General features: G+C 67.1%; 24 protein-coding genes. 12 read left to right on the forward strand and 12 right to left on the reverse strand.

What is annotated here, in order from left to right:
* Positions 1–203 precede the first annotated feature (203 nt).
* Positions 204–1,001 (forward strand): undecaprenyl-diphosphate phosphatase, encoded by a 798-nt coding sequence (locus ASG75_RS10595; protein WP_082547556.1) that lies wholly within the window; start codon positions 204–206, stop codon positions 999–1,001.
* On the opposite strand, the gene ASG75_RS10600 is transcribed toward ASG75_RS10595, so the two are convergent.
* A complete protein-coding gene (locus tag ASG75_RS10600; protein WP_082547557.1) occupies positions 1,002–1,991 on the reverse strand; it encodes a LysR family transcriptional regulator in 990 nt (329 codons plus the stop codon).
* Between the two features lie 143 nt (positions 1,992–2,134).
* Here ASG75_RS10600 and ASG75_RS10605 point away from each other — a divergent pair, with 143 nt between their 5' ends.
* The 4 genes from ASG75_RS10605 (at position 2,135) to ASG75_RS10620 (ending at position 9,174) form a co-directional block, all read left to right on the forward strand.
* A complete protein-coding gene (locus tag ASG75_RS10605) occupies positions 2,135–3,379 on the forward strand; it encodes an efflux RND transporter periplasmic adaptor subunit (protein ID WP_157616934.1) in 1,245 nt (414 codons plus the stop codon).
* Between the two features lie 205 nt (positions 3,380–3,584).
* The gene (locus ASG75_RS10610; protein WP_056388683.1) at positions 3,585–6,776 is read left to right on the forward strand and encodes an efflux RND transporter permease subunit; all 3,192 of its coding nucleotides are present in this window, start codon (positions 3,585–3,587) and stop codon (positions 6,774–6,776) included.
* 221 nt (positions 6,777–6,997) lie between these two features.
* Positions 6,998–8,443 (forward strand): TolC family protein, encoded by a 1,446-nt coding sequence (locus tag ASG75_RS10615; protein ID WP_056389322.1) that lies wholly within the window; start codon positions 6,998–7,000, stop codon positions 8,441–8,443.
* Positions 8,440–9,174 carry an SDR family NAD(P)-dependent oxidoreductase gene (locus ASG75_RS10620; protein WP_056388685.1) on the forward strand — a complete coding sequence of 245 codons (735 nt, stop codon included), beginning with the start codon at positions 8,440–8,442 and terminating at the stop codon, positions 9,172–9,174. The genes ASG75_RS10615 and ASG75_RS10620 overlap by 4 nt, the downstream gene beginning before the upstream one ends.
* A 21-nt stretch (positions 9,175–9,195) precedes the next feature.
* On the opposite strand, the gene ASG75_RS10625 is transcribed toward ASG75_RS10620, so the two are convergent.
* From ASG75_RS10625 to ASG75_RS10655, 8 genes are all read right to left on the reverse strand, one after another.
* Entirely contained in the window at positions 9,196–10,377 is a 1,182-nt protein-coding gene (locus tag ASG75_RS10625) for an AI-2E family transporter (protein WP_056388687.1), read from the reverse strand.
* Positions 10,374–10,697, reverse strand: coding sequence for a hypothetical protein (locus ASG75_RS10630; RefSeq protein ID WP_056388690.1), 324 nt, complete (start codon positions 10,695–10,697; stop codon positions 10,374–10,376). Before ASG75_RS10630 ends, ASG75_RS10625 begins: the two co-directional genes overlap by 4 nt.
* Positions 10,694–11,179 (reverse strand): hypothetical protein, encoded by a 486-nt coding sequence (locus tag ASG75_RS10635; protein ID WP_056388693.1) that lies wholly within the window; start codon positions 11,177–11,179, stop codon positions 10,694–10,696. Before ASG75_RS10635 ends, ASG75_RS10630 begins: the two co-directional genes overlap by 4 nt.
* Before the next feature lie 23 nt (positions 11,180–11,202).
* Entirely contained in the window at positions 11,203–11,565 is a 363-nt protein-coding gene (locus tag ASG75_RS10640) for a DUF883 C-terminal domain-containing protein (protein WP_056388695.1), read from the reverse strand.
* Positions 11,566–11,621: 56 nt separating this feature from the next.
* Entirely contained in the window at positions 11,622–11,777 is a 156-nt protein-coding gene (locus tag ASG75_RS15960; RefSeq protein ID WP_007510123.1) for a DUF1328 domain-containing protein, read from the reverse strand.
* A 139-nt stretch (positions 11,778–11,916) separates the two neighbouring features.
* Entirely contained in the window at positions 11,917–12,540 is a 624-nt protein-coding gene (locus ASG75_RS10645) for a YbhB/YbcL family Raf kinase inhibitor-like protein (RefSeq protein ID WP_056388696.1), read from the reverse strand.
* Between the two features lie 129 nt (positions 12,541–12,669).
* Positions 12,670–12,963: a GIY-YIG nuclease family protein gene (locus ASG75_RS10650; protein ID WP_056388699.1), complete on the reverse strand. Its 294-nt coding sequence runs from the start codon at positions 12,961–12,963 to the stop codon at positions 12,670–12,672.
* 139 nt (positions 12,964–13,102) lie between these two features.
* Positions 13,103–14,191, reverse strand: a complete 1,089-nt coding sequence (locus ASG75_RS10655) for a PQQ-dependent sugar dehydrogenase (protein ID WP_056388701.1) — start codon at positions 14,189–14,191, stop codon at positions 13,103–13,105.
* Positions 14,192–14,290: 99 nt separating this feature from the next.
* Here ASG75_RS10655 and ASG75_RS10660 point away from each other — a divergent pair, with 99 nt between their 5' ends.
* The 7 genes from ASG75_RS10660 (at position 14,291) to ASG75_RS10680 (ending at position 19,509) form a co-directional block, all read left to right on the forward strand.
* Positions 14,291–15,766 carry an AAA family ATPase gene (locus ASG75_RS10660; protein WP_056388703.1) on the forward strand — a complete coding sequence of 492 codons (1,476 nt, stop codon included), beginning with the start codon at positions 14,291–14,293 and terminating at the stop codon, positions 15,764–15,766.
* Between the two features lie 153 nt (positions 15,767–15,919).
* Positions 15,920–16,315 carry a hypothetical protein gene (locus tag ASG75_RS15965; protein ID WP_200935664.1) on the forward strand — a complete coding sequence of 132 codons (396 nt, stop codon included), beginning with the start codon at positions 15,920–15,922 and terminating at the stop codon, positions 16,313–16,315.
* Complete coding sequence (locus ASG75_RS15970) at positions 16,312–17,076, forward strand: DUF1829 domain-containing protein (protein ID WP_082547559.1); 765 nt, start codon at positions 16,312–16,314, stop codon at positions 17,074–17,076. The genes ASG75_RS15965 and ASG75_RS15970 overlap by 4 nt, the downstream gene beginning before the upstream one ends.
* A gap of 23 nt (positions 17,077–17,099) precedes the next feature.
* Positions 17,100–17,522 (forward strand): VOC family protein, encoded by a 423-nt coding sequence (locus tag ASG75_RS10665; RefSeq protein WP_056388705.1) that lies wholly within the window; start codon positions 17,100–17,102, stop codon positions 17,520–17,522.
* Between the two features lie 96 nt (positions 17,523–17,618).
* Positions 17,619–18,431: a class I SAM-dependent methyltransferase gene (locus ASG75_RS10670; RefSeq protein ID WP_056388708.1), complete on the forward strand. Its 813-nt coding sequence runs from the start codon at positions 17,619–17,621 to the stop codon at positions 18,429–18,431.
* A gap of 115 nt (positions 18,432–18,546) precedes the next feature.
* Positions 18,547–18,765: a DUF3820 family protein gene (locus ASG75_RS10675; protein WP_056388710.1), complete on the forward strand. Its 219-nt coding sequence runs from the start codon at positions 18,547–18,549 to the stop codon at positions 18,763–18,765.
* A gap of 129 nt (positions 18,766–18,894) precedes the next feature.
* Positions 18,895–19,509: a 2OG-Fe(II) oxygenase gene (locus ASG75_RS10680; RefSeq protein ID WP_056388712.1), complete on the forward strand. Its 615-nt coding sequence runs from the start codon at positions 18,895–18,897 to the stop codon at positions 19,507–19,509.
* 24 nt (positions 19,510–19,533) lie between these two features.
* On the opposite strand, the gene ASG75_RS10685 is transcribed toward ASG75_RS10680, so the two are convergent.
* From ASG75_RS10685 to ASG75_RS10695, 3 genes are all read right to left on the reverse strand, one after another.
* Positions 19,534–22,896, reverse strand: coding sequence for a GH92 family glycosyl hydrolase (locus ASG75_RS10685; protein ID WP_056388714.1), 3,363 nt, complete (start codon positions 22,894–22,896; stop codon positions 19,534–19,536).
* Positions 22,897–22,992: 96 nt separating this feature from the next.
* Positions 22,993–24,012, reverse strand: a complete 1,020-nt coding sequence (locus ASG75_RS10690) for an alpha/beta fold hydrolase (protein WP_056388716.1) — start codon at positions 24,010–24,012, stop codon at positions 22,993–22,995.
* Positions 24,009–24,809, reverse strand: a complete 801-nt coding sequence (locus ASG75_RS10695) for a lysophospholipid acyltransferase family protein (protein WP_056388718.1) — start codon at positions 24,807–24,809, stop codon at positions 24,009–24,011. Before ASG75_RS10695 ends, ASG75_RS10690 begins: the two co-directional genes overlap by 4 nt.

Below are 24,809 nucleotides of genomic sequence, written 5' to 3' on the forward strand. Positions count from 1 at the left end.
CGCCGGGCCGGAGCGCGTCGACCTCGCCTGCGTTGGCACCAGAAACACCCGCCGGCATGTGCGGTTTGCACTATTCCAGTGCGTGCCGGATCGACCGTCCGCCCAGCCCGCGGCCATCCCTCGCGGCGGCAAACCCCTTAAGCTATGGCGCTTCAGGCCGGCAGTCCGTTCGCCGGCCCTCCCATCCCGCAACGGACCCGCCCGTGATCGATCTGCTCTACGTCATCCTGCTCGGCATCATCGAAGGCATCACCGAATTCCTGCCGATCTCCTCGACCGGCCACCTGCTGATTGCCGAGAAGTTCGGGCTGGGCGCGCGCTCGGACCTGTTCAACATCGGCATCCAGGCCGGCGCGATCCTGGCGGTCACGCTGATCTACTGGAAGCGCATCTGGCAGCTGCTGACGCAATGGCGCGACCCGGCCAACCGCGACTACCTGCTGAAGCTGGTCGTGGCGTTCGCGATCACCGCCGTGCTCGGCTTCATCGCGGTGAAGCTGGGCTTCAAGCTGCCCGAGACGGTGACCCCGATCGCCTGGGCGCTGGTGATCGGCGGCTTCTGGATGATCGCCGCCGAACGGCTGGCCGCGCGTCAACCGGAGCGCAGCGAGGTGACCTGGAAGGTGGCGGTCCTGGTCGGCATCGCGCAGATGATCGCGGGCATCTTCCCCGGCACCTCGCGCTCGGCCGCGACGATCTTCGCGGCCATGCTGTTCGGCACCAGCAACCGCGCGGCGGCCACCGAGTTTGCCTTCCTGGTCGGCATCCCCACGATGTACGCGGCCACCGGCTACGAGTTGCTGAAGGTGGTGCAGGGCGGCGGCGCCGCGCACGAGGACTGGACCGCGCTGGCGGTCGGCTTCGTGGTCTCGGCGATCATGGCGTTCGCCGCGGTGAAGTGGCTGCTCGGCTACATCCGCAGCCACACCTTCACCCCGTTCGCGATCTACCGCATCGCGTTCGGCGTGGCGCTGCTGTTGCTGGTGCCCGCCGGCGCCTGATCACGCCGCCCGGGCGTCGCCGACCAGCCCCTCGCCGCGGGTGATCTTGCCGGCGTTGCCGGCGGCGGCGGCGGCGGCGATCCGGCATTGCGGCTTGCTGGTGCGCTCGAACAGCTCGCTGATCCAGCCGATGAACGCCTGCACGCGCGCCGACAGGTGGCGCTTCTGCGGGTAGACGATCCATACCGGCGAGCCGGTGGAAATCGTGTCGCTCATGACGATCTCCAGCTGGCCCTTGGCCAGTGCGCTGGCAGCCAGGCAATGCGGGATCTGGATGATGCCCAGGCCGGCGACCGCCGCCTGGATCACCGACTCGCCGTCGTTGATCAGCATGTGCGCATCGATGTCCAGCGCGATGCGCCCACCCGGCGTGTCGAACTGCCACTGGTACGGCTTGCCGCTGCTGGGGTAGACGTAGTTGATGCAGCGGTGCTGCTTGAGGTCTTCGATATTCTGCGGCGCGCCGTACTTGCGCAGGTACTCGGGCGAGGCGCACAGCACGTTGCTGAAGTAGCCGAGCTTGCGCGCGATCAGGTTGGAATCGGCCAGTTCGCCCATGCGGATCGCGCAGTCGTAGCCTTCCTCGTTGAGGTCGAAGTGGTAGTCGCACATGGCCAGTTCGAGGCGGATGTCCGGATAGCGCTGCTCGAACGCGGCCAGGTTCGGGATCAGCGCGGAACGCCCGATCGCCGAATGCGCGGCGACCCGCAACTTGCCCACCGGATGGCTGCGTGCGTGCCCCAGCGCCTCGGTCGCCTCGCTCAGGTCGGCGAGGATCTCCTTGCAGCGCGCGTGGAACGCGGCGCCGTCGTCGGTCAGGCGCAGCGAGCGGGTGGAACGGAACAGCAGCCGCGCGCCGAGCTGGCTCTCCAGCCGCGAGACGGCGCGGCTGACCCCGGACGGGGTCATGCCCAGCTGGCTGGCGGCGGCGGCGAAACTCTTGGCCTCGACCACGCGGACGAAGGTCGAAATAGCGGAAAAGTCTTCCATTGCTTCAGTTCCTCGTCGATTCGTGACTGCGGCGCACGAGTGTAGTGCGCAAGAAACGGATTTTCTATACCGGGAAGTACACCTATTCTCTCGACCCTTCGCCGGAGCCTCGTGCCCGGCCTACAAGGTTCTGGGAGCGCAAGATGAAAAAACAATGGATGCTGGTCCCCCTGATCGCTGCCGGCGCGCTGGGCAGCTGGGTTCTCCTGCACGGCAATGACAGCCATGCGCAAAGCCCCGCCGGCGGGCCGCCGCCGGAAGTGACCGTGGCGCAGGCGTTGACCCGCAAGGTCAGCGACAGCGCCGAGTTCACCGGCCGGCTGGAAGCGGTGAACACGGTGCAGGTGCAGCCGCGGGTCGGCGGTTTCGTGGAGTCGGTGCATTTCCAGGAAGGCGCGCTGGTGCACAAGGGCGACGTGTTGTTCCAGCTCGACGCCCGCCCGTACCAGGCCGAGGTCGACCGGCTCAACGCGAACCGGGCGCAGGCCAAAGCCGAGTTGAGCCTGGCCGAGACCAACCAGCGCCGCGCCGAGATGCTGCTGGCCCAGCACGCGATCGCGCAGCAGGAAGCCGATCGCCAGGGCACCGCCGCGCAAAGTGCGCGGGCCCAGTTGGGCGCCGCCACCGCGGCACTGGCTGCAGCGCGATTGAATCTCGACTTCACCCAAGTGCGTTCGCCGATCGACGGTCGCGTCAGCAACGCCCGCGTCACTCCCGGCAACCTGGTCACCAGCAGCGACGTGCTGACCAGCGTGGTCTCGGTCAACCCGGTCTACGTCTACTTCGACGTGGATGAGCAGACCTGGCTCAAGCTCGACCACCTGCGCGCCAGCGCGAAGCAGGCCGGCGGCAACGCACGAATCGAGGCCGCGATGGGCCTGGCCGACGAGGCGGGCTACCCGCATGACGGCCGCCTCGACTTCGTCGACAACCAGCTGCACACCGGCTCCGGCACGATGCGCCTGCGCGCGGTGTTCGACAACGCCGACGGCCTGTACACGCCGGGCCTGTATGCCCGCGTGCAGCTGCAGAGCGGCCAGGCCCGGTCGCGCGTGCTGGTGGACGACCGCGCGATCGGCACCGACCTCGGCAACCAGTTCGTCTACGTGGTCGACAAGGAGCACAAGGTGCAATACCGCAAGGTCGACACCGGCGCGCTGTTCCATGGCCTGCGCGTGATCGACAGCGGCATCGCACCGACCGACCTGGTGGTGGTGAACGGCCTGCAGCGCGTGCGCCCCGGGGTCGAGGTGAATCCGCAGAAGGTGGCGATGAGCTACCGCCTCGACAACGCCGACAAGGCGCTGGTCGAGCGCGGCGACGTACCGGGCGCCGATTCGCGCACCGCGCAGACCCGCGCGGCAACACCGGCGACGCCGCAAGGCTGAACAGCGGGCTCGTCATTCCAGCAAGCCGAGAGCCATCCCCAGCGGCGTCATTCCCGCGAAAGCGGGAATCCACCTTGATCTTGCGTAACAGCAACATGGATTCCCGCTTTCGCGGGAATGACGACAAAGGAAGCAGCAGCAACAAGGCTCCCGCAACACAGCAAAAGACCGAAGCCGTGAAGCGGTTTCGTCGAGGATTCATTGCATGAAAAACATTGCCCAGTTCTTCGTCGACCGGCCGATCATGGCCGCCGTGCTGTCGCTGCTGTTCGTGATCACCGGCTCCATCGCGGTGTTCAAGCTGCCGATCAGCGAATACCCCGAAGTGGTGCCGCCCACCGTGGTGGTGCGCGCCGCCTACCCCGGCGCCAACCCGAAGGTGATCGCCGAAACCGTCGCCACGCCGCTGGAGGAACAGATCAACGGCGTGGAAGGCATGCTGTACACCTCCTCGCAGGCGACCAGCGACGGCGCGATGACGCTGACCGTGACGTTCGCGCTCGGCACCGACCTCGACACCGCCCAGGTCGACGTGCAGAACCGCGTGGCACAAGCGCTGCCGAAACTGCCCGAGGAAGTGCAGCGGCTCGGCGTGACCACGCAGAAGAGTTCGCCCGACCTGACCATGGTGGTGCATCTCACCTCGCCGGATCAGCGCTACGACATGCTGTACCTGTCGAACTACGCGCGGCTGCACGTGAAGGACGTGCTGGGGCGGCTCGATGGCGTCGGCGACGTGCAGATCTTCGGCGCCGGCGAATACTCGATGCGCGTGTGGCTGGACCCGCAGAAACTGGCGCAGCGCTCGCTTACCACCGGCGACGTGATCAACGCGATCCGCGAGCAGAACGTGCAGGTCGCAGCCGGTGCGCTGAATGCGCCGCCTGGGCCCAGCAACTCGGCGTTCCAGCTCAACATCAACACGCGCGGACGGCTGGTCAGCGAGGACGATTTCCGCAACATCATCGTGCGCACCGACGCGCGCGGCGGCGTCACCCATCTGGGCGACGTGGCCAAGGTCGACCTGGGCTCGAACAACTACGCGCTGCGCAGCTTGCTCGACAACCAGCCGGCGGTGGCGCTGCCGATCTTCGCGCGGCCGGGCTCGAACGCGATCCAGATCTCCGACGAGGTGCGCGCCACCATGGCGCAGCTGAAGCAGGAGTTCCCGCAGGGCGTCGACTACCAGATCGTGTACGACCCCACCGTGTTCGTGCGCGGCTCGATCGAGGCGGTGGCGCACACGCTGCTGGAGGCGATCCTGCTGGTGGTGCTGGTGGTGATCCTGTTCCTGCAGACCTGGCGCGCCTCGATCATCCCGCTGGTGGCGGTGCCGGTGTCGCTGATCGGCACGTTCGCGGTGATGTACCTGGCCGGCTTCTCGCTCAACGCGCTGTCGCTGTTCGGACTGGTGCTGGCGATCGGCATCGTGGTCGATGACGCGATCGTGGTGGTGGAGAATGTGGAACGGCACATCGAACTCGGCCAGTCGCCGAAGGAGGCCACGCGCAAGGCGATGCACGAAGTCACCGGGCCGATCGTGGCGACCGCGCTGGTGCTGTGCGCGGTGTTCATCCCGACCGCCTTCGTCAGCGGCCTCACCGGCCAGTTCTATCGCCAGTTCGCGCTGACCATCGCGATCTCCACGGTGATCTCGGCGTTCAACTCGCTGACCCTGAGCCCGGCGCTCGCCGCGGTGCTGCTGAAGGGCCACGATGCGCCGAAGGACCGCCTCACGCGCGGGATCGACCGCGCGTTCGGCTGGCTGTTCCGCCCGTTCAACCGCGTTTTCCATCGCGGTTCCGAGCGCTATGTGGGCGGCGTCAGGCGCATCGTCGGCAAGGGCAAGCTGGCGCTGGTGGTGTACGCCGGCCTGATCGCGCTGACCTGGTTCGGGTTCTCGCACGTGCCGACCGGCTTCGTGCCGGGCCAGGACAAGCAGTACCTGGTGGCGTTCGCGCAGCTGCCCGACGCGGCCTCGCTCGACCGTTCCGAGGGCGTGATCCAGCGCATGGGCGCGATCGCTCTGAAGCAGCCGGGCGTGGAGCACGCGGTAGCCTTCCCCGGCCTGTCGATCAACGGCTTCACCAACTCGACCAACTCCGGCATCGTGTTCGTCACGCTTAAGCCGTTCGAGGAACGCCGCAGCGCGGATCTGTCGGCCGGCGCCATCGCCGGTGCGCTGAACCAGAAGTTCGCCTCGATCCAGGACGCCTACATCGCGGTGTTCCCGCCGCCGCCGGTGATGGGCCTGGGCACGATCGGCGGCTTCCGCATGCAGATCGAGGACCGCGGCGACCGCGGCTTCGACGAGCTGTACCAGCAGACGCAGAACCTGATCGCCGCCAGCCGCAAGGATCCGGCGCTGGCCGGGCTGTTCTCCAGCTTCCAGATCAGCGTGCCGCAGGTGGACGCCGACGTGGACCGCGAGAAGGCCAAGACCGTCGGCGTGAACCTGGGCGACGTGTACCAGACCATGCAGGCCTATATGGGCTCGCTCTACGTCAACGACTTCAACCGCTTCGGCCGCACCTACCAGGTGAACGTCTCGGCCGATCCGGCGTTCCGCCACACGCCCGAAGACATCATGCAGCTGAAGACGCGCAACGCGCAGGGCCAGATGGTGCCGCTGGGCTCGTTCGTCACGGTGAAACAAGGTGCCGGCCCGGATCGCGTGCAGCACTACAACGGCTATCCCACCGCCGAGATCAACGGCGGCCCGGCGCCGGGTTTCAGCTCGGGCCAGGCGCAGGCGGCGATGGAGAAGCTGGCGAAGGACAACCTGCCGAACGGCGTCAGCTTCGAATGGACCGAGCTGACCTACCAGCAGATCCTCGCCGGCAACACCGCGATCCTGGTGTTCCCGCTGTGCGTGCTGCTGGTGTTCCTGGTGCTGTCGTCGCTGTACGAGAGCTGGTCGCTGCCACTGGCGGTGATCCTGATCGTGCCGATGGTGCTGTTGTCCGCGATCGCCGGCGTGTGGCTGTCGGGTGGCGACAACAACATCTTCACCCAGATCGGCTTGATCGTGCTGGTCGGGCTGGCGTGCAAGAACGCGATCCTGATCGTGGAGTTCGCCCGCGAACGCCAGCATGAAGGCATGAGCCGCCACGAGGCGGTGCTGGAAGCGGCCCACCTGCGGCTGCGCCCGATCCTGATGACCTCGTTCGCCTTCATCATGGGCGTGGTACCGCTGGTCACCTCGCACGGCGCCGGCGCCGAGATGCGCCACGCGATGGGCGTGGCGGTGTTCGCCGGCATGCTCGGCGTGACCATCTTCGGGCTGATCTACACGCCGTTGTTCTATGTCGTCATTCGCGCCCTGGTCGAGCGCCGCGAGGCGCGCGCGGCCGAGCGCGCCGCCGCGCACGCCCAACCGGCGCTGGAGAACCACTGATGAAAACATTCATTCACGACAAGCCGTCGGATCAATCCACGCAGTCGCTTTTCGCTCGTCATTCCTGCGAAGGCAGGACAAAAGTGAGCCATGCGAGCGTTGAACAGCCGAAGGCTGGCCCCGGAGGGGCGAGCGTAGCGAGTCATCGCACTACCGCGCGCATCAGCAAACAGGCAAGTGCGATCCCGGCCTTCGCCGGGATGACGGCCAAGAGCACCGGAATGACGGCGGGGATTCTTCGAGCGTCGTTGCTGGCCACCGCCCTCGCATTGGCCGCTTGTGTCAGCGTCGGCCCGGACTACCACGCAACGAAACCCGTCGCGCCGCAACTGCAGGGACTGGACGCCGCACAGGAAAACAGCGCGCAGTTCCAGGCCGCGTGGTGGAAGCAGTTCAACGATCCCACGCTCGATGCACTGATCCAGCGCGCCGCGGCGAACAACCTCGACCTGCGCATCGCGGTGGCGCGGCTGCATGAAGCGCGCGCGCTGCTCAGCGGCGCGAAGTCCGAGCAGCTGCCGACCATCGACACGGACGTGAACTACACGCGCAGTCGCGGCCAGCAACCCGGCTTCGGCACGCAGCGGCAAACGGTGACCGCGTACCAGGCCGGCTTCGACGCGTCGTGGGAGCTGGACCTGTTCGGCGGCGTGCGCCGTTCGGTGGAAGCGGCCGGTGCCGACCTCGGCGCCAGCGAGGCGGCGCTGCATGACGCCCAGGTCAGCCTGCTGGCCGAAGTCGCGCGCAACTATTTCGAACTGCGCGGCAGCCAGTTGCGGCTCGACATCGCGCGCCGCGACATCGACAACCAGCAGCAGACCGTGCACCTCACCGAGGTACGCCAGCAGCTCGGCTCCGGCGCGGAGCAGGACGTGGCCAGCGCGAAGGCACGGCTCGCCGCGGTGCAGGCGCAACTGCCGCTGCTGCAGACCCAGGCCAGCGCCAGCGAATACCGCCTCGCCGTGCTGCTCGGCGAGCGCCCGGGCGAGCTCGACATCGACGTGTCGCCGAAGAGCTTCACCCCGATCGCGGCCAGCCTGCCGATCGGCGACGCCGGCGACGTGCTGGCGCGGCGTCCGGACGTACGCATGGCCGAACGCGAATACGCCGCCGCCACCGCGCGCATCGGCGTGGCCAAGGCGGACTTCTTCCCGCACATCTCGCTGGGCGGCTTCCTCGGCTTCCTGTCCGGGCGCAGCAACGACTTCGGCAGCCCGTCGACGCGCGCCTGGTCGCTGGCGCCCAGCATCAGCTGGGCCGGGCTCAACGTGCAGCGCGTGCGGGCGAACCTGCACGCCAGCGAGGCGCGCACCGATGCGGCGCAGGCGAACTACCAGCGCACCGTGCTGGAAGCGATCGAGGATATCGACAACGCGGTCACCGGCTTCAACCAGCAGCGCGTGCGCGTCGATCACCTGATCGAGCAGGGCACGCAGAGCAAGCGCGCCGCCGACCTGGCCCGCGTGCGCTACCAGGAAGGCGCCACCGGCTTCCTCGAACTGCTGGATGCCGAACGCACCCAGCTCGCCGCCGAAGATGACCTGGCGCAGGCCGAGGCGGCGATCAACACGCGCGCCGTCGCCTTGTACAAGGCACTCGGCGGCGGCTGGCAGGCCTGCGGCGACGAGCGCTGCAGCGCGGTGGCCGCCACCAGCACGGCGCCATGAGCCGCCCGGCCCGGCGCCTGCCGGCGGCGACGCCGGTCTATCGCGTGGCCCTGGTCAGCGGCGCCAACCGCGGCCTCGGCTTCGAGGTGGCGCGCCAGCTCAGCGAACGCGGCATGACCGTGCTGCTCGGCGCGCGCGACCTGGACAAGGGCCTGCACGCGGCGCGCCAGCTGGCCGGCGCGCCGGGCGAGGTGATCGCGGTGCAGCTGGACGTCACCCGCCAGGACCAGGTCGACACGCTGGCGCGCTGGATCGAGATCACCTACGGCCGGCTCGACGTGCTGGTCAACAACGCCGGCGGCCACTATGACTACGCGGGTCGGGCCAGCGATGGTGAGCTCACGCCGGTACTCGACGCGATGCAAACCCATTTGTTCGGCGCGTGGCGCTTGTGCAGTGCGCTGCTGCCGCTGATGCGCCGGCATGGCTACGGTCGCATCGTGAATGTCTCGAGCGGTTGCGGCGCCAGCGGCTCGACCAGCAGCCACTGCGTGGCTTACCGCACCTCCAAGTCCGCGCTCAACGCGTACACGCGCACGCTGGCGGCGGAGCTGGACGGCAGCGGCATCGTGGTCAACGCGGTATGCCCGGGCTGGGTCGCCACCGAACTCGGCGGTCCCGGCGGCCGGCCGGTCGCCGCGGGCGCGACTGGCATCGTCTGGGCCGCCAGTCTGCCCGCGCCGGCACCGACCGGGCGCTTCTTCCGCGATGGTGAAGCGATCCCGTGGTAAGTCCGCCGCGGTGCCGCCGACCTAACGCCCCACGATATGCGCGAACCACTCCCAGCCGCGTACGCGCTCGCAGATCAGCTTGGTGCAAGTCAGCATCGGCACCGCCAGCAGGGCGCCGGGGATGCCCCACAGCCAGCCCCAGATCAGCAGCCACAGCAGGATCGCGATCGGGCTGAGCCGCATGCTGGCGCCCTGGATCAGCGGCGTGATCAGGTTGCCTTCCACCGCGGTGATGCCGGCGAAGGTCAGCACCGGCAGGAACACTTCCAGGCTGGCGTCGTTCGCGTAGAGCATGCACACCACCGCCAGCACGGTGGTGGTGACGATCGCGCCGACGTAAGGAATGAAGTTGGCGAACATCGCCACCGCGCCCCACAACAGCGGGTCGGGCACCTTGTACAGCCACAGCATGCCGGCGGTGATCGCGCCGAGGCTGGCGTTGATCAGCAGCGCGGTGAGCAGGTAGCGCGACACCTCGGTCTGGATGCCGCGCACGATGGTCACCGCATGCCGCTTGTAGGCGAAGCCGGGGGTGATCTCGACCAGCCGGCGCAGCATCGAGTCGCCGTAGATCAGGAAGAAGAACACCAGCAGCAGCACGCTGAGCACCGCCGCGAGCACCTTCGGCGCGGTCGAGACCACGTCCCAGGCGCTGATCGAGATCGGCGTGGACTGCGGAACCTGCGCGCGGGTGGTGCCGCTGACCAGGGTCTGGGTGGCGCGGTTGGCCGCTTCCAGCGGCTTGGTGAAGCTGCGCAGTTTCGGCACGAAGCTCTTGATCGCCGTGGGCGCGCCGTGGAACCAGCCGATCGCCGGCTGCGCCAGCAGGCCCACGCCGCTGCCGATGCCGACGATCAGGCCAAGCATCAGCACGCTGGCGGTGAGCCAGCGCGGCAGGCGCAGGCGCGTACCGAGGACGACGATCGGGTTCAAGGCCAGCCCGATGAACGCGGCCAGCACCAGCGGAATCAGCAGGGCCTTGGTCAGGGTGATGGTGTACAGCAGCGCCAACAGCAACAACACGTTCAACACCATGCGGACCGCACGCAGGTGACGGCGCATGCCGCGTGCGGTATTCGGCCGGTGCAGCCGCTGCCGCGCCGATTCGTTGGCCGCTGTTGGTTCATCCAGGATGGCCAGCGTGCCGACCTCGACGACGGCTTCGTCCGGCGCTGGCGGGAGTGTTGGTTCGGGTTCGCTCATGCCGGTTCGTCGCCATCGGCATCCGCCGCCGCGGCAGGGCTGGGGGCCAGCGCACCCAGCTCGGCCACCAGACGCGTGCCGTAGGCCACCGCCTCGGCCAGCCCGCCACCGAGCAGCGAACCCAGTCCCGGCACCCGCAGCGGATGCACGTCGAGGCTGCCCAGCACGAAGCCGGCCCCGGCGGCCGTGCCCACCGTCGCCAGCGGATGCTTGCGGCCGCGCACCAGCAGGGCGGCCGCCGGCGTGGTCAACGCATGCCGCGCCGTGCGCATGCGCAACCGGGCGGCCTGCACCTTCGCCACACGATCGAATACGTTCATGACCGATCCTCGCCCCGGGTGTCCTGCCCGCTGTCCGCTCCGGCCGTATCGCCGGCTTCGGCCTTGTGCAGGGTTTCGCGCATCATCGCACTCCACTCGCTGCGCGTGGCGGGCAGGCTCATCCAGTGCATGCAGCGGCGGAACAGCAGGATCGAACCGAGCAGGAACAACACCTGCAGCAGCGCCAGCGCCAGCAGTGCCCAGATCCACGAATCGAACCACGCCGCCAGCAGCACGCCAAGCAGGCCCAGCAAGCTCAGACCAAGACCGACGCCGGCCACGGTGGCGGCCAGCCCCGCCAGCAGCATCCAGGAGACCGCGCTGCGCGCCAGTCCCAGTTCCGCCGCCAGCAATTGCATCTGCGCGCCGAACAGCCGCTTGACCGCACGCGCGAACTGGCCGACTTCGGTCAGCCATCCAGACGACGACGGCGCCGGATCCGGCGCCGCCGCTGCGCGGGGTGACTCACCCTCGTCGTGCATTTCCGGCCCCTGCGTCGCGTCGCTCAACGTCGCAGGATGCGGCCGAGCAGCCAGCCGGCGCCGAGCGCGATGGCGACCGACTGCACCGGCTTCTCGCGCACGTAGTCGCGTACCTGTTCCAGCCACGCGTCGGCGCGGTCCATCGTTTCGTCGTACACCTCGCGGCTGCGCTCGCTGACCCGGGCGGCCTTGTCGCTGGCCTTGTGCGCAGCGTCGGCGGCCTTGTCGGTGGCGTGATGCAGGCCTTCCTCGACGTGGTCGGCGGCGCGGTCCACCTTTTCCTTGGTCGTGGCCACCGCCGCGGAAGTGGCCTGCTTGATCCGCTCGGCACGCTCGTCGATGCGGCTGTCAGCGGGCTGTTCGGGGGTCTGGACTTGCTTGTTCATTGCATGCTCCGGGAAGGCTTCCAAGTGTGACGCAAACGCGGCGCTGCAGGCTGCTTTCAGCTGGCGCGGCGGAAGAACGCGATGATCGCCAGGATCAGGAAAATGATGAACAGGATCTTCGCGATCCCGGTCGCCGCGCCTGCGATGCCGCCAAAGCCGAGCACGGCGGCAATGATCGCGATGACCAGGAAAACCAGGGCGTAGTGAAGCATGGGGGCATCCTCTTCAGCAGTAAACGGCGATCGCGGTGGGGAAGACCGCGTGCTGCCATTCACCCACAGCCCGTGCCATGCGGGTGTGAAGGGCACCGGCGCCACCCTGCACACGATGCCGACGTTTGCGCCCGTGCGTTCAGCCGGCGACGGCCGGGTTCAGGCTGTAGGTGCCGACCAGCTCCGCCTCGGCCAGCACGTGGCCGACCATCGCCACACGCAGTTCGGCCAGCGAAAAGCCCTTGATCAGCGGCAGTGCGGCCACGTCGAGCGCGTGAACCTTGAAGTGATAGTGATGCAGCAACGCGTCGTTCCACGGCGGGCACGGGCCGTCGTAGCCGAGGTACTCGCCGCCCATGTCGGCATCGCCGCTGAACCAGCCGGTGAAGTCGTTCACGCCCTGTACGCTGCCCGGCGGACCGAACGGCTCGCGCTTGCCGCGCGGGGTGACTTCGTCGCTGCAGGCGCCAGCGGCAAGCTCGCCGCATTCGGCCGGGATGTTCGCCATCAGCCAGTGCGTGAACTCCACCCGCGGCAGGTCAGCCGGCACACTGCGGCCTTTCTGGTTCACGTCGTCGCCGCGGCTGGGCACGTCGGTGTCGATGCAGGTGAGCACGAACGAGCGGGTGGCGGACGGTGCGTTTTTCCAGGCCAGGTGCGGACTCAGGTTATCCGACAGCGCGAACGGATCGGCGCGCTTGCCGAAGGCGAATGCTTCGGGAATCCGCTGGCCGTTGTCGAAGTTGTCGCTACGTAGTTGCATGGGGTGTCTCCGCTCGGGTTGCATGTTGCATATGAAGTGCGATTCCTGCCTTCGCAGGAATGACGGAAAAAGATGCGACTTGCGCCCACCTTCGTCATTCCTGCGAAGGCAGGAATCGCACTTCAACGGCTACAGAATAGTCGGATACAAGTCCCGCCACCCGGCATTGCCCTCGTCGATCAAGCGCATCTTCCAGTCGCGCTTCCACCGCTTGAGCGTCTTCTCGCGCAGGATCGCCGACTCCATCGTCGGGTGGAGTTCGTACCAAACCAGCGTGTGCACACCGTAGCGGTTTGTATAGCCCTCCACCACATCGTTCTTGTGTTGCCAGATGCGCTTGAGCAGATCGCTGGTGACGCCGATATAGAGAACACCGTTCTTCTTGCTGGCCAGCATGTAGACGCAAGGTTGTCGCCTGTCCATGGCTGTGTCTCGTGTTGAAGTGCGATTCCTGCCTGCGCAGGAATGACGGCTTGAGGGTTATGGGCGAGCGGGCCGCTTCTTTTATCTTGTCATTCCTGCGCAGGCAGGAATCGCACTTTGCAACAAAATGGCGCCTCACTCACGGCTTGTACGTCACCCGATACACCGCCCCGGCCAGGTCGTCGCTGACCAGCAGGCTGCCGTCGGGTAGCGGTTGCACGTCGGCTGGGCGGCCCCAGGCGCTTTCGTCCTGCTCGAAGCCGGTGATCAGCGGCTCGTACGAGACCACCTTGCTGCCGTTCAGGCGCGCCGTCATCACCCGGTAGCCGGATTTCTTCGTACGGTTCCACGAACCGTGCTCGGCCACGATGATCGCGCCCTTGTAGCTGGCCGGAAACTGCCTGCCCTCGTAGAAACGCATGCCGAGCGAGGCCACGTGTGCGCCGAGTTTCAATACCGGCGGCACGTAGTCCTTGCAGCTGTGGCCCTTGCCGAACTCGGGATCGAGGATGTCGCCCTGGTGGCAATACGGATAGCCGAAGTGCTCGCCGGTGCGGGTGATCTCGTTCAGTTCGTCGCTGGGAACGTCGTCGCCGAGCAGGTCGCGGCCGTTGTCGGTGAACCACAGGCGCTTCGACCCCGGCTGCCAGTCGAAGCCGACCGTGTTGCGGATGCCGCGGGCCACGTCTTCCCAGTCGCTGCCGTCGGCGTTCATGCGGATCAGTTTGCCGTGCGCCGGCGCCGGGTCGCAGATGTTGCATGGCGCGCCGATCGGCACGTACAGCTTGCCGTCCGGGCCGAACGCGATGAACTTCCAGCCGTGGTGCGTCTCGGTGGGCAGCTTGTCGGTGACGACCGCGGGCTTGGGCGGGTCGTCCAGGTGGTCCTCGATATCGCGCAGCACCAGGATCCGGCTCACCGCGGAGACGTACAAGTCGCCGCCCTTGAACGCCACGCCCACCGGCAGCTGCAGGCCGCTGGCGATCACCCGCACCTTCTCGGCGACGCCGTCGCCGTTCGCGTCGGTCAGCGCGTAGACCTTGCCGGCGCTGTTGGAGCCGACGAATACCGTGCCCTTCGCGCCCAGCGCGATCTCGCGCGCGTTCGGCACCTGGTCGGCATAGACCGCGATGTGGAAACCCTTCGGCAGGGTCAGCCGGTCCAGCGGCAACGCCGCCTGCACCGGCAGGGACAGGGCAACCAGCAACAACGACAGCAGCAGGCGCATGGCAATGCTCCTTGGCGTGGGGAAAGTGCAGGGTATACCGGCGCGCGCGCAGCCAGAAGTAGCGGCGCTCTGTAAACTGCAGCCTTCCAAGGGGGGCACATGAGCGAACTGGAGGACCTCACCACGCTGGTGCGCGCGGCCACGCCGCTGCTGGTGATCGAGACGGTGGACGAACAGCGCGTGATCGAGTGCTTCCGCCACGTGATCGCGCAGGCGCTGCATCCGCTGTGGCGCTGGACGCTCACCGACGGCCTGGGCCGGCTCGACTTCGCGCAAACCGACGCCGAGGTGGCGCCGGACGCCACCGCCACACTGGACGCGATCCGCGCGCAGGACGAGCGCGGCATCTACCTGATGTTCGACTTCCACAGCCTGCTGCGCTACGCAATGAGCCTGCGCCAGCTGCGCGAGATCGTGCAGCGCCAGCGTTCGGCCGCGCACACCATCGTGCTGGTCGGCGCCAGGGTCGAGCTGCCGGAAGAACTCGAAGCGCTGGCCCTGCGCGTGCCGTTGTCGCTGCCCGACCTCAAGGAACTGGCCGGCATCCTGCGCGGCGAGGCGGTGGCTTGGCAGCGCGAGCAGGGCCGCAACGTCACCGTCGACAACGACGCCGCGCGCACCATCGTGCGCAACCTGCTCGGCCTGTCCGCACCCGACGCGCGGCGCATCGTGCGCAAGCTTATCTACAACGACGGCGCGCTGGGCCCGCAGGACCTGCCCGAGCTGATGCAGTCGAAGTTCGACCTGCTCAACCGCTCCGGCCTGCTGCACTACGAATACGCCACCGCCAGCTTCGCCGACATCGCCGGCGTTGGCCGCGTGCGCGAATGGGTGCAGCGCCGGCGCGCGGTATTCCTCGCCGCCACGCCCGACCCCGCGCTCGACCCGCCCAAGGGCGTGCTGCTGCTCGGCGTGCAGGGTTGCGGCAAGAGCCTTGCGGCGAAGGCGATCGCCGGCGGCTTCGGCGTGCCGCTGGTGCGGCTGGACTTCGGCACGCTGTACAACAAATACCAGGGCGAGACCGAAAAGAACCTGCGCGAGGCGCTGGTCAGCACCGAGCTGCTGGCGCCGTGCGTGCTGTGGATCGACGAGATCGAGAAGGGCCTGGCCGGCGGCGGCGATGACGGCGGCGTGTCGCGCCGCGTGCTCGGCTACCTGCTGACCTGGATGGCCGAACGCAAGGCCAAGGTGTTCGTCGTCGCCACCGCGAATGCGGTCAACGAACTGCCCGCCGAACTGCTGCGCAAGGGCCGCTTCGACGAGATCTTCTTCGTCGACCTGCCGCGCGAAGCCGTGCGCGGCGAGATCTTCGCGATGCACCTGGCCCGCCGCAAGCTCGACCTCGCCGGCTTCGACCTACCCGCCCTCGCCGTCGCCAGCAACGGCTTCTCCGGCGCCGAGATCGAACAGACCATCGTCAGCGCGCTGTACGACGCTGCCGGCAACGGCACGCCGCCGGATCAGGCCACCCTGCTCAACGCGCTGAAGCAGACGCGACCACTGTCGGTGCTGATGCGCGAGCAGGTGGAAGCGCTGCGCGCGTGGGCGCAGGGGCGCTGCGTAGCGGCGGACTAAACGGTATCGATGACGGTCGCACGCCCTGAGACATCATCGGCTGAGAATGCGACAATAATTTTTATGCCTAACCGGAAGTTCTGGAAGAGCAACTAGGGGAAACTTATGGCTGATGGAACATTGTCCCAGTCGGACGCGGACGTTCTGTTGCACATGGACAAGATTCGTATCAACGATGACGCTGTAGGATTCCCTGACCTCGGTGGACGCATTGAAGTTCCGTTAGTGTCACGCGATCATAGAGAAAGCTTTTCACTCGACATCAATCGCAAGCGAATTTCACTTAAAACTGGATATCAGACACGTGGCCGGCAGACCATCGTGCTGGCTCGATTGGACTTTGCGGCACCGCATCGCAATCCTGACGGTGAGGAAATTGGAGTGCCTCATCTGCATCTGTACCGAGAAGGCTATGGCGACAAGTGGGCATACCCGGTTCCTGCCGGGGTCTTGAGCTCCCCAGATGACGCTTGGCAGGTGCTTCAGGATTTTATGTCCTACTGCAATATTGCCGAAGCACCAAACATTGTTCGCGGATTATTTTCATGAATGCGACCGCTGATCTGGTTACTCGCTACTACGATTGGCTCAAGGCCAAAACTTCATGGCGCGACATTAGTGGCTGGGCCGAAATTACTACACCGTACCTCGACCGTCACAATGACTACATTCAAATATATCTCCGTGAGGTTAACGGCGAATACGTGCTGACAGACGATGGCTACACAATCGCCGACCTAACTCAGTCAGGATGTTCACTTGACACACCTCGACGTAAGGCAATGCTTCAATCCACTTTAAACGGCTTCGGAGTGCAGCTCGTAGATGGTGACGCGTTGGAGGTCAAGGCCAACCAAGAATCGTTTGCCTTGCGAAAGCACTGCTTGCTGCAGGCAATCCTTGCTGTAAATGACCTTTTCTACGTAGCGCGAACGAATGTAGAGAGCTTTTTCTTTGAAGACGTAGCTCTATGGCTTGATGGTGCGGACATTCGCTACACCCCCAGGGTTAGTTTCGTCGGACATAGCCGTTACACGCACCAATTCGATTTTGCAATCCCGAAGTCACGAAGTCAGCCTGAACGAATCCTTCGAGTCATCAACAACCCGAACAAGGACAACGCTCAGAACACAGCATTCGCGTGGGTAGATACCAAAGAATCTCGACCGCCTGGATCGGTAGCGTACGCCGTACTCAATGACCGCGAACATTCCATTAGCGATGCCGTCAGCGAGGCGCTCACCAGCTACGAGATCAATCCGCTGCCTTGGTCCAAGCGTGATGAGTATCGTGAACGATTGGTTGCTTAAGCCGGCATATCTGAAGTCTATTCATGCACGAACTCTCACCTTTCCACCTTGCATTTCCGGTAGCTTCACTGGCCAACGCCCGCGCGTTTTACGGTGACCTGCTGGGCTGCCCCGAAGGTCGCAGCAGCGATGCTTGGGTGGATTTCGATTTCCACGGCCATCAGATCGTGGCGCACCTCGCGCCTGAAGAAGCACGCGCGGTGACGGCGCACGACGTCGACGGCGGCGACGTGCCGGTGCGGCACTTCGGCCTGGTACTGGAGATGGATGCGTGGCACGCACTGGCCGAACGGTTGCGGGCGGCCGGCACGCGTTTCGTGATCGAGCCGCACGTCCGCTTCAAGGGCCAGCCCGGCGAGCAGGCCACGATGTTCCTGCTCGATCCCTGCGGCAACGCGCTGGAGTTCGAGGCGTTCGCCGATCGCGCGCAGTTGTTCGCGAAGTAGCGCGGCGGTTGCAGCGGAGGACGGCTCTGGCACGGTCCCGACCCGGCCTTCTGTTTCGGCGTAGTCTTGAGCGCCCATCGTCAGGAGGGTCGAACCATGTTTCGTCGTACCTGCAAGCTGCTCATCCTGCTCATCGGCACCGCCTGGCTCCCCGCGGTTGCCGGTGCTACTCCCGCCACCGCGCCGGACAGCACCACCGCGGCGCTGCAGCAGGCGGTGAACGGCCACTGGCGTTCCGACGCGAACCGGGCCCGCGACAAATATCGGCATCCGGTCGAGACCCTGCAGTTCTTCGGCATCAAGCCGAACATGACGGTGATCGAGCTGGCGCCCGGCGGCGGCTGGTACACCGAAATCCTCGCGCCGTTCCTCCACGCGCACGGCCACCTGATCGAAGCGGCGCCACCATCAGCCGCGAAGTTCACCGCCAAGCTCAAGGCCGACCCGGCGGTGTACGGACACATCGCAAAAATCATCCCGTTCGCCCCACCGGATCAGGTGAAGCTGGGCACTGACAACTCCGCCGACATGGTGCTCACCTTTCGCAACACGCATGACTGGCTCAACCACAGTCCGGCCACGCTCGATGCGGTGTTCAAAGCTGCGTTCAACGTGCTCAAGCCCGGTGGCGTGTTCGGCGTCACCGAACACCGCGCCAAGCCGTTCGCCGATGGCGTGGAAAGCGCCGGGGCACTGCACCGCCTTCCCGAGGATTACCTGATTGCGCTCGCCCTCAAGACCGGTTTTCGCGTAGCCGGCGTATCGCAGATCAATGCCAACCCGAACGACCCGGAAGACATCAACGTGCACCGCCTGCCACCGGATCTGTCCGGGCTTGACAGCGAGCACGCGCAGATGAAGGCAATCGGCGAGTCGGACCGGATGACATTGAAGTTCGTGAAGCCGTAAAGGCAACGCGGATCCGTTGGATAAATAGTTGAAGAGAGCGCACACCCTATTGCCTAGTGGTGGCAAAGGCGCGCTCGAAGTCAGATTGTGAAGTAGCACGACGAGAACGACAGTGATGGATCCGGAAGACCTGCCGAAGCTGGTGAGCATGCGCATGCCGTATGGCAAGTATCAGGGGCGGCTGATCGCCGACCTGCCCGGCGCGTACCTCGCGTGGTTCGCGCGCAAGGGGTTTCCGAACGGCGAGCTGGGCCGACTGCTGGCGCTGATGCTGGAGCTGGATCACAACGGACTGTCCTCGCTGCTCGATCCACTGCGTCAAGCGCAACGCTGAGCCGCCTGGCCGCGCCTGAGCGGCGCGGTTTTCGGCGTATGCTGCGCTGCACCCACCCTTTCTGCGCCGGCCGCCCATGGCCCGCACTGGATCGGCAACTCCGCTGTTCCGCGCATTCCAGGGCGTCAGATGACCACCGACCGGTTCGATTTCAAGGCCGCGGCGAGCTTGCTCGCCGCCGACGGCTGGTGTGTGCAGCCGGGCCTGATGTCCGCCGCGCAGACGCAGGCACTGGCCACGGAATGCGCGGCGATGCATGACGCGAAGCTGCTGCTGCCGGCGCGCACCGGGGCTGCGCATACCGCCTCGGCGCTGCGCGGCGACAGCACGCACTGGTTTGTCACCGGCGCCATGAGCGCGCCGCAGCAAGCGTTTGCCGAGCGCATCGACGCGCTGCGCATCGCGCTCAATCGCGAACTGATGCTGGGCCTGGTCGAGTGCGAATCGCACTACGCGGTGTACCGGCCCGGCGCCGGTTACGCGCGGCACCTCGACCGCCTGCGCGACAACGACGCGCGGGTGGTCTCGGCGGTGTTCTATCTCAACGAGAACTGGCAGGAAACCGACGGCGGCGCGTTGCGGCTCTACCTGGAAGACGGCACGCACCGCGACATCTATCCGCACGCCGGCACCTTGCTGCTGTTCCTCTCCGCGCAGTTCGAGCACGCGGTGCTGCCGGCCACGCGCGACCGCATGAGCATCGCCTGCTGGATGCGCCAGCGCTCGCTTGGCGCAACCACCTGAGCGCAAGCGGCTACCGTACTCGCCCTACCGGGAAGCCGGGCCGAGCAACTCGATCTCGGCCAGGGCGCGCGGCGCGTCGGTCGCCGCCGCGTCGATCTGCAAGCGGTAGTACGCGTACTCGCCCGGCTTCTGCACGACAAAGGTCCGGGTCTGCTGCGGCCAGGCGAAGCGTTCGGGCCCGCGCGTATCCAGGACGAGCCAATGCTGGCCGTCGAGGGAAGCCTGCAGCTGCCAGCTGGACGGCGCCGCGGCCGTGGCGCCCGAGGTCAGCGTGAGCACCGTCACCCGGCGTGGCTGCGCGAAACGCCAGTCGATCGTGGTCGACACGCTGGGCAGCACCACCTCGGCGCCGGAGTCGTTGCTGAACAGCAACGGCAGGCCGGGGATGGCGGGCGTGGCGTGGACGCGGCCCAGCCGCTCGTCGATGAGATCACGCAATGGTTGCGGCTTGCCCTGCGCGGTGAGTGACGGCGGCAGCGCGTCCTCGCCGCTGGCCCAGCGCGACGGGCGCGGCCCCATCGCAAATTCCAGCGTGGCGCCCTGCGCCAGCAGCGCGTGCGGCAGGGTCAGTTTGTTCCACGGCCGGCCGTTGACGCGCAGGCCCTGCACGTAACGGTTGACGTCGCTTACCGCCGGCGCGTCGATCACCAGGTGCTTGCCGTTCTCCAGCGCGATGTCCATGTGTGGGAAGTACGGCGCGCCGATCACGTATTCCGGCGTGCCCATGCGCAGCGGGTAGAAGCCGGCGGCGCTGAACAGGTACCAGGCGGACATCTCGCCGTTGTCCTCGTCGCCCGGGTAGCCCTGGCCGATCTCGCTGCCGACGTAGAGGCGGCTCAGTACGTCGCGCACCTTGTCCTGCGTCTTCCACGGCTGGCCCGCCTGGTCGTACATGTAGATGATGTGGTGCGATGGCTGGTTGCTGTGGCCGTACTGGCCCATGCGCACGTCGCGCGCTTCGAGCATCTCGTGGATCGGCTCGCCGTAGCTGCCGACGTGGAATTCGCCCGGCGTGGCGAAGAACGCATCGAGTTTCGCCGCCAGCGCGGCGCGACCGCCGTACAGCGCGGCCAGGCCGGCGCCGTCCTGCGGCGCGTGGAAAGCCATGTTCCAGGCGTCGGTCTCGGTGTAGTCGCCGCCCCAGCGCAGCGGGTCGAAATCCTGCGCGTCGTGGTGCCAGCCACCGGCGCCGTCGCGGCCGACGAAGAAGCCGACGGCGGGATCGAACAGGTTCGCGTAACCGAGCGCACGCTGGCGGAAGTACGCCGCATCGTCGGCGTAGTGCGCGGCGTACGGATCGTCCGCCACGGGCTGCTGCGCGAGCGCGGCGGCGAGGTTGCCGATCGCGAAGTCGTTGATATAGCCGTCCATCGACCACGACAGCCCTTCGTCCACGCCGGTGTCGGTATAGCCGTTGAAGATCGCGCGCTGCAGCCCCTTGCGGCCGGTACCGGCGAGCGGGCTGGCCACGGTGGCGTCCTTCAGCGCGGACTGGTAGAACGCGCGCACGTCGAAGTTGCGCACGCCCTTCAGCCAGGCGTCGGCGAACGCCACGTCGGCGCTGGTGCCGACCATCAGGTCGGCGTAGCCGGGCGACGACCAGCGCGCGATCCAGCCGCCGTCGCGGTACTGCTGCACGAAACCGTCGATCATTTCGCCCGCTTGCGTCGGCGTGAACAGCACGTAGGCCGGCCACGCGGTGCGGTAGGTGTCCCAGAAACCGTTGTTGACGTACGGCTTGCCGTCGACGACGCGCGCGCCGGTCTGCGTGGGCGTGTCCGGGCCGACCGGCGCAGAGAACGGACTGGCGTAGCGGTAGTGCGGCTGCGCCGCCGTGCCGGTGTTCTCGTAGGCGGAGTTCGGATACAGGAACAGCCGGTACAGATTGGAGTACAGCGTGGTCAGCTCGTCGCGGCTGGCGCCGCGCACCTGGACGATGCCCAGCTGCGCGTCCCATTGCTTCTGCGCGCGTTCGCGCACGTCGTCGAACGTATCGCCCGGTGCGATCTCCAGCGCCAGGTTGCGCTGTGCCTGTGCCAGGCTGATCAGCGAGGTGGCGATGCGCAGGTTCACCACTTTCGTCTTCGTGGTGTCGAAGCCGAACCAGGCGGCCACGCGGCCGCGGCCTTCGCCGCGAAGCCGGCCGCTCTCGCGCACCGGCCGGTCGAGCGTGCCGTAGAAGAACAGCCGGGTGGCGCCGGCGGAGAGCCGGCTTTTCACGTCGGACCAGCCGCTGAAGCTGCGCCCGGACGGATCGAGCACGATGCCGCCGTGGTCGTCGCGGTTGTCGAACACCAGCTGCGCGCGATCGCCCGCGAAGGTGAAACGGAACATCGCGGCGTGATCGGTCGGCGCGATCTCGGTGACGATGCCGCTGTCGAACGCGACACGATACGTGTGGGCGTGCGCGGTCTCGTTCGCGTGGCTGAAGCTGAGCGCACGTGCCGCACGGTTCGCACTCGGCACGCCGCGGGCCACCGCGGCCGGCATCAGCTGGAAGGTCTGCCGGTCGCCCATCCACGGGCTCGGCTCGTGCGACAGCGCGAACGCCTCCAGCCGCGGGCGGTTGTCGGCGCCGTTGCGCTGCTGGTACTGGTAGATCCAGTTCGAGCCGGCGTCGGTCACCGGCGTCCAGAAGTTGAAGCCGTGCGGCACGGCCACCGCGGGAAAGTTGTTGCCGCGCGAGAAGCGGGCATTGGAATTGGTGCCGCGGCGGGTGTCGACGAAGTCGCTGGGGTGCCGGCGCGTATCGGCGGGTGCGGCGCCGAGGCGCAGGTCGTCCAGGTAGCCCTCGAAGCCGGCCGCCGGACCGTCGTGCATCAGCACGATGCGCTTGATCGTGCGCCCGGCGGCGACCGCGCCCACGTCGATCGACAGGTAGTTCCACTGGTCCGGATACAGCGTGCGGCCGTCGCCCTGCGCGCGCGCCGCGGCGCCGACCCGATGCTGGTCGCGCGCGCCGCGGGTGGACAGCCGGCTGCCGTCGTCGAACAGCAGGTCCACCGCGACGTAGGTGGATGGATTGCGCAGGTCGCCCGCGTTCGACACCGGAAAGATCAGGTACGACAGCTGCGTATCCGGCCGTACCGGCAGGTCCACCGCGTACAGCTCCGCCTGCTGTTGCCCGCTCGCGCTGCCGCGGTAGCGCAGCGCATGCAGCCCGCTGAAACCGACGCCGGGTTTGGCGGTGAGCGCCGCCGCCGGGCTGGGGCCGCCGGCCACCTCGATGCCGAACGAGGCGCCGGGCAGCGCTGACAGTGGCGCCGGCTCCGCGCTTTCGAACGAGCGCAGGAAACTCGTTTCCGAGGCGCCGGCCGCGAGGCACGGCAGCAGGCAGGCCAGCCACAGACCCCGGCGCAGCCAGCCGGCTGCGCGCACGTTTCCCATCCACCTCGATCCGATCATGCCGCGCCCCTGGCTCGCCCACGGTGATGGTGCGCGTTCGTCCGTGGGCACCGGTTCTCCAGGCGATCGCGCCGGTGTTCAGCCGGCCGGCACGGCCGCGTCCGCCACCGCATTGAAGCGCGCGGCGATGTAGTCGTCGGTGTAGCTGGTCATGCCGTAGCCGCGGATGAAACCGCAGTGGCCGCCGTACGGCGCGATGTCCAGCTCGACGTTGGCCGGCAGTTCGAGTTTCTCGAAGCTGCTGACCGGGATCACCGGGTCGTCCTTGGCGGTGAGGATGGTGGCGGGAATCTGCATCGTCTGCATGATGTCGCCGGCCACCGAATAGCCGTCCAGATACTGCTGCAAGGTGTTGAAGTCGGTATGCCGCAATACCAGCGACTCGGTCAGCCCGCGCAGGTGCTGTTTCAATTCGGACATCTCGAAATACTGGTGCTGCGGGAACGCCTTCTGCTTGGCCAGCAGCGAATGCCGCCACTTGCGCATGAAGTACGCCTGGTAGAACCACGGCGCGGATTCCTCCAGCGAGAACAGGCCCTCGCCGGGATCGATGATCGGGCACACCGCCAGCACGTAACTCAGCGGGACGCCGACCAGCGAGGTCTGCATCGCCGCGCGCAGGGCGAAGTTGCCGCCCAGCGAAAAGCCAGCCAGTGCCATCGGCCGCGCCGGCCAGCGTTCGGCGATGTCGCCCAGTGCATGCACCACCTCGTCGAGGCGGCAGGAGTGGAACAGCGCCTCGTTGAGGTTGTAGCTGTCGCCGTGGTCGCGGAAGTTCAGCCGGAAAATGTCCCAGCCGTCGGCGAGCAGGCGGCTGCCGGTCTGCAGCACGTAGGTGGAATCGACGCTGCCTTCCCAGCCGTGGAACAACACGGCCAGGCCGCGCGACTGCGGCCGGGTTTGCTGCGCGGTATACGCGCCGGTGAGGCGCACGCCGCCGCCGCCATCGACCACCACCGCCTCGGCGCCCTGCAGCACGGTTTTCGCCGCGCGCGGCAGCAGGACGCGGCGCACGCCGCTGGAGGACAGCATGGTCTGAATGTGGCCGCTGCGCAGCGGCCAGGGCGGGCGGAAATCCTTTCCGTGCAGCAGGCTCATCCGGGGCGATCTTCCAGTGCGGCGGCGATGCGATCGCGCGACAGCTCGGCCATGCGCCGGCGTGCATCCGGGGCGGCGGGTACCGGCGCCAGGAAGTGCACCTCGGCATCCATCGGCGCCTCGCCCAGCATGCGCACGATGTTGTGCAGGAAACTCTCGTCCTCGCGGAAGCCGGCATCGATCACCCGGCGTCCATCGCGGGCGAAGCGCAACGCCACCGGCTGCACGGGCACTTCGGCGTCCAGCGCGGCCTGGAAAATGCGCGCGTGGAAGATCTTCAGCACGCCGTTGTAGCCGGTGCCGCCTTCCGGGAATACCGCCACCGAACGCCCGCTGCGCATACGCTCGACCATCGCCTGCATCACCGTGGACAGCGAATGGTTGTTACCGCGGCGATGGAAGATGGTGCCGCCGTTCTTGGCCAGCCAGCCGACCAACGGCCAGCCGGCGATCTCCGCCTTGGCCACGAAGCAGGCCGCGCGCTGGCTGTGCAGCATCACGATATCGATCCACGAGGTGTGGTTGGCGACGAACAGCACCGGGTCGCGCTGCGCTTCGCCGAAGCGCACCGAACGCAGGCCGAAGACACGCAGCAGATTGACCGACCACCAGCGAATCATGCGGTGCGCGAACGGCTCGCGGCCATTTTTCATCACCACCTGCTGGTTCCAGCTGAGGATCAGCGAACACAGCCCGATGCCCAGCACGATGTGCAGCAGCAGCAGCGGCACCCGCCACAGGTAACGCAGCGGGCGCAGCAGGTCGCGGTCGGGCTCGGTCGTGGTGTCGATGCTCAT

Source organism: Rhodanobacter sp. Soil772 (assembly GCF_001428385.1).
Lineage (GTDB): Bacteria > Pseudomonadota > Gammaproteobacteria > Xanthomonadales > Rhodanobacteraceae > Rhodanobacter.

What these genes read in the sequence shown, in the direction of transcription:
- ASG75_RS10600 (WP_082547557.1), bottom strand. Translation starts at nt 1,991, where the DNA reads ATGGAAGACTTTTCCGCTATTTCGACCTTCGTCCGCGTGGTCGAGGCC.
- ASG75_RS10605 (WP_157616934.1), top strand. Translation starts at nt 2,135, where the DNA reads ATGAAAAAACAATGGATGCTGGTCCCCCTGATCGCTGCCGGCGCGCTG.
- ASG75_RS10610 (WP_056388683.1), top strand. Translation starts at nt 3,585, where the DNA reads ATGAAAAACATTGCCCAGTTCTTCGTCGACCGGCCGATCATGGCCGCC.
- ASG75_RS10615 (WP_056389322.1), top strand. Translation starts at nt 6,998, where the DNA reads ATGACGGCGGGGATTCTTCGAGCGTCGTTGCTGGCCACCGCCCTCGCA.
- ASG75_RS10620 (WP_056388685.1), top strand. Translation starts at nt 8,440, where the DNA reads ATGAGCCGCCCGGCCCGGCGCCTGCCGGCGGCGACGCCGGTCTATCGC.
- ASG75_RS10625 (WP_056388687.1), bottom strand. Translation starts at nt 10,377, where the DNA reads ATGAGCGAACCCGAACCAACACTCCCGCCAGCGCCGGACGAAGCCGTC.
- ASG75_RS10630 (WP_056388690.1), bottom strand. Translation starts at nt 10,697, where the DNA reads ATGAACGTATTCGATCGTGTGGCGAAGGTGCAGGCCGCCCGGTTGCGC.
- ASG75_RS10635 (WP_056388693.1), bottom strand. Translation starts at nt 11,179, where the DNA reads ATGCACGACGAGGGTGAGTCACCCCGCGCAGCGGCGGCGCCGGATCCG.
- ASG75_RS10640 (WP_056388695.1), bottom strand. Translation starts at nt 11,565, where the DNA reads ATGAACAAGCAAGTCCAGACCCCCGAACAGCCCGCTGACAGCCGCATC.
- ASG75_RS15960 (WP_007510123.1), bottom strand. Translation starts at nt 11,777, where the DNA reads ATGCTTCACTACGCCCTGGTTTTCCTGGTCATCGCGATCATTGCCGCC.
- ASG75_RS10645 (WP_056388696.1), bottom strand. Translation starts at nt 12,540, where the DNA reads ATGCAACTACGTAGCGACAACTTCGACAACGGCCAGCGGATTCCCGAA.
- ASG75_RS10650 (WP_056388699.1), bottom strand. Translation starts at nt 12,963, where the DNA reads ATGGACAGGCGACAACCTTGCGTCTACATGCTGGCCAGCAAGAAGAAC.
- ASG75_RS10655 (WP_056388701.1), bottom strand. Translation starts at nt 14,191, where the DNA reads ATGCGCCTGCTGCTGTCGTTGTTGCTGGTTGCCCTGTCCCTGCCGGTG.
- ASG75_RS10660 (WP_056388703.1), top strand. Translation starts at nt 14,291, where the DNA reads ATGAGCGAACTGGAGGACCTCACCACGCTGGTGCGCGCGGCCACGCCG.
- ASG75_RS15965 (WP_200935664.1), top strand. Translation starts at nt 15,920, where the DNA reads ATGGACAAGATTCGTATCAACGATGACGCTGTAGGATTCCCTGACCTC.
- ASG75_RS15970 (WP_082547559.1), top strand. Translation starts at nt 16,312, where the DNA reads ATGAATGCGACCGCTGATCTGGTTACTCGCTACTACGATTGGCTCAAG.
- ASG75_RS10665 (WP_056388705.1), top strand. Translation starts at nt 17,100, where the DNA reads ATGCACGAACTCTCACCTTTCCACCTTGCATTTCCGGTAGCTTCACTG.
- ASG75_RS10670 (WP_056388708.1), top strand. Translation starts at nt 17,619, where the DNA reads ATGTTTCGTCGTACCTGCAAGCTGCTCATCCTGCTCATCGGCACCGCC.
- ASG75_RS10675 (WP_056388710.1), top strand. Translation starts at nt 18,547, where the DNA reads ATGGATCCGGAAGACCTGCCGAAGCTGGTGAGCATGCGCATGCCGTAT.
- ASG75_RS10680 (WP_056388712.1), top strand. Translation starts at nt 18,895, where the DNA reads ATGACCACCGACCGGTTCGATTTCAAGGCCGCGGCGAGCTTGCTCGCC.
- ASG75_RS10685 (WP_056388714.1), bottom strand. Translation starts at nt 22,896, where the DNA reads ATGGGAAACGTGCGCGCAGCCGGCTGGCTGCGCCGGGGTCTGTGGCTG.
- ASG75_RS10690 (WP_056388716.1), bottom strand. Translation starts at nt 24,012, where the DNA reads ATGAGCCTGCTGCACGGAAAGGATTTCCGCCCGCCCTGGCCGCTGCGC.
- ASG75_RS10695 (WP_056388718.1), bottom strand. Translation starts at nt 24,809, where the DNA reads ATGAGCATCGACACCACGACCGAGCCCGACCGCGACCTGCTGCGCCCG.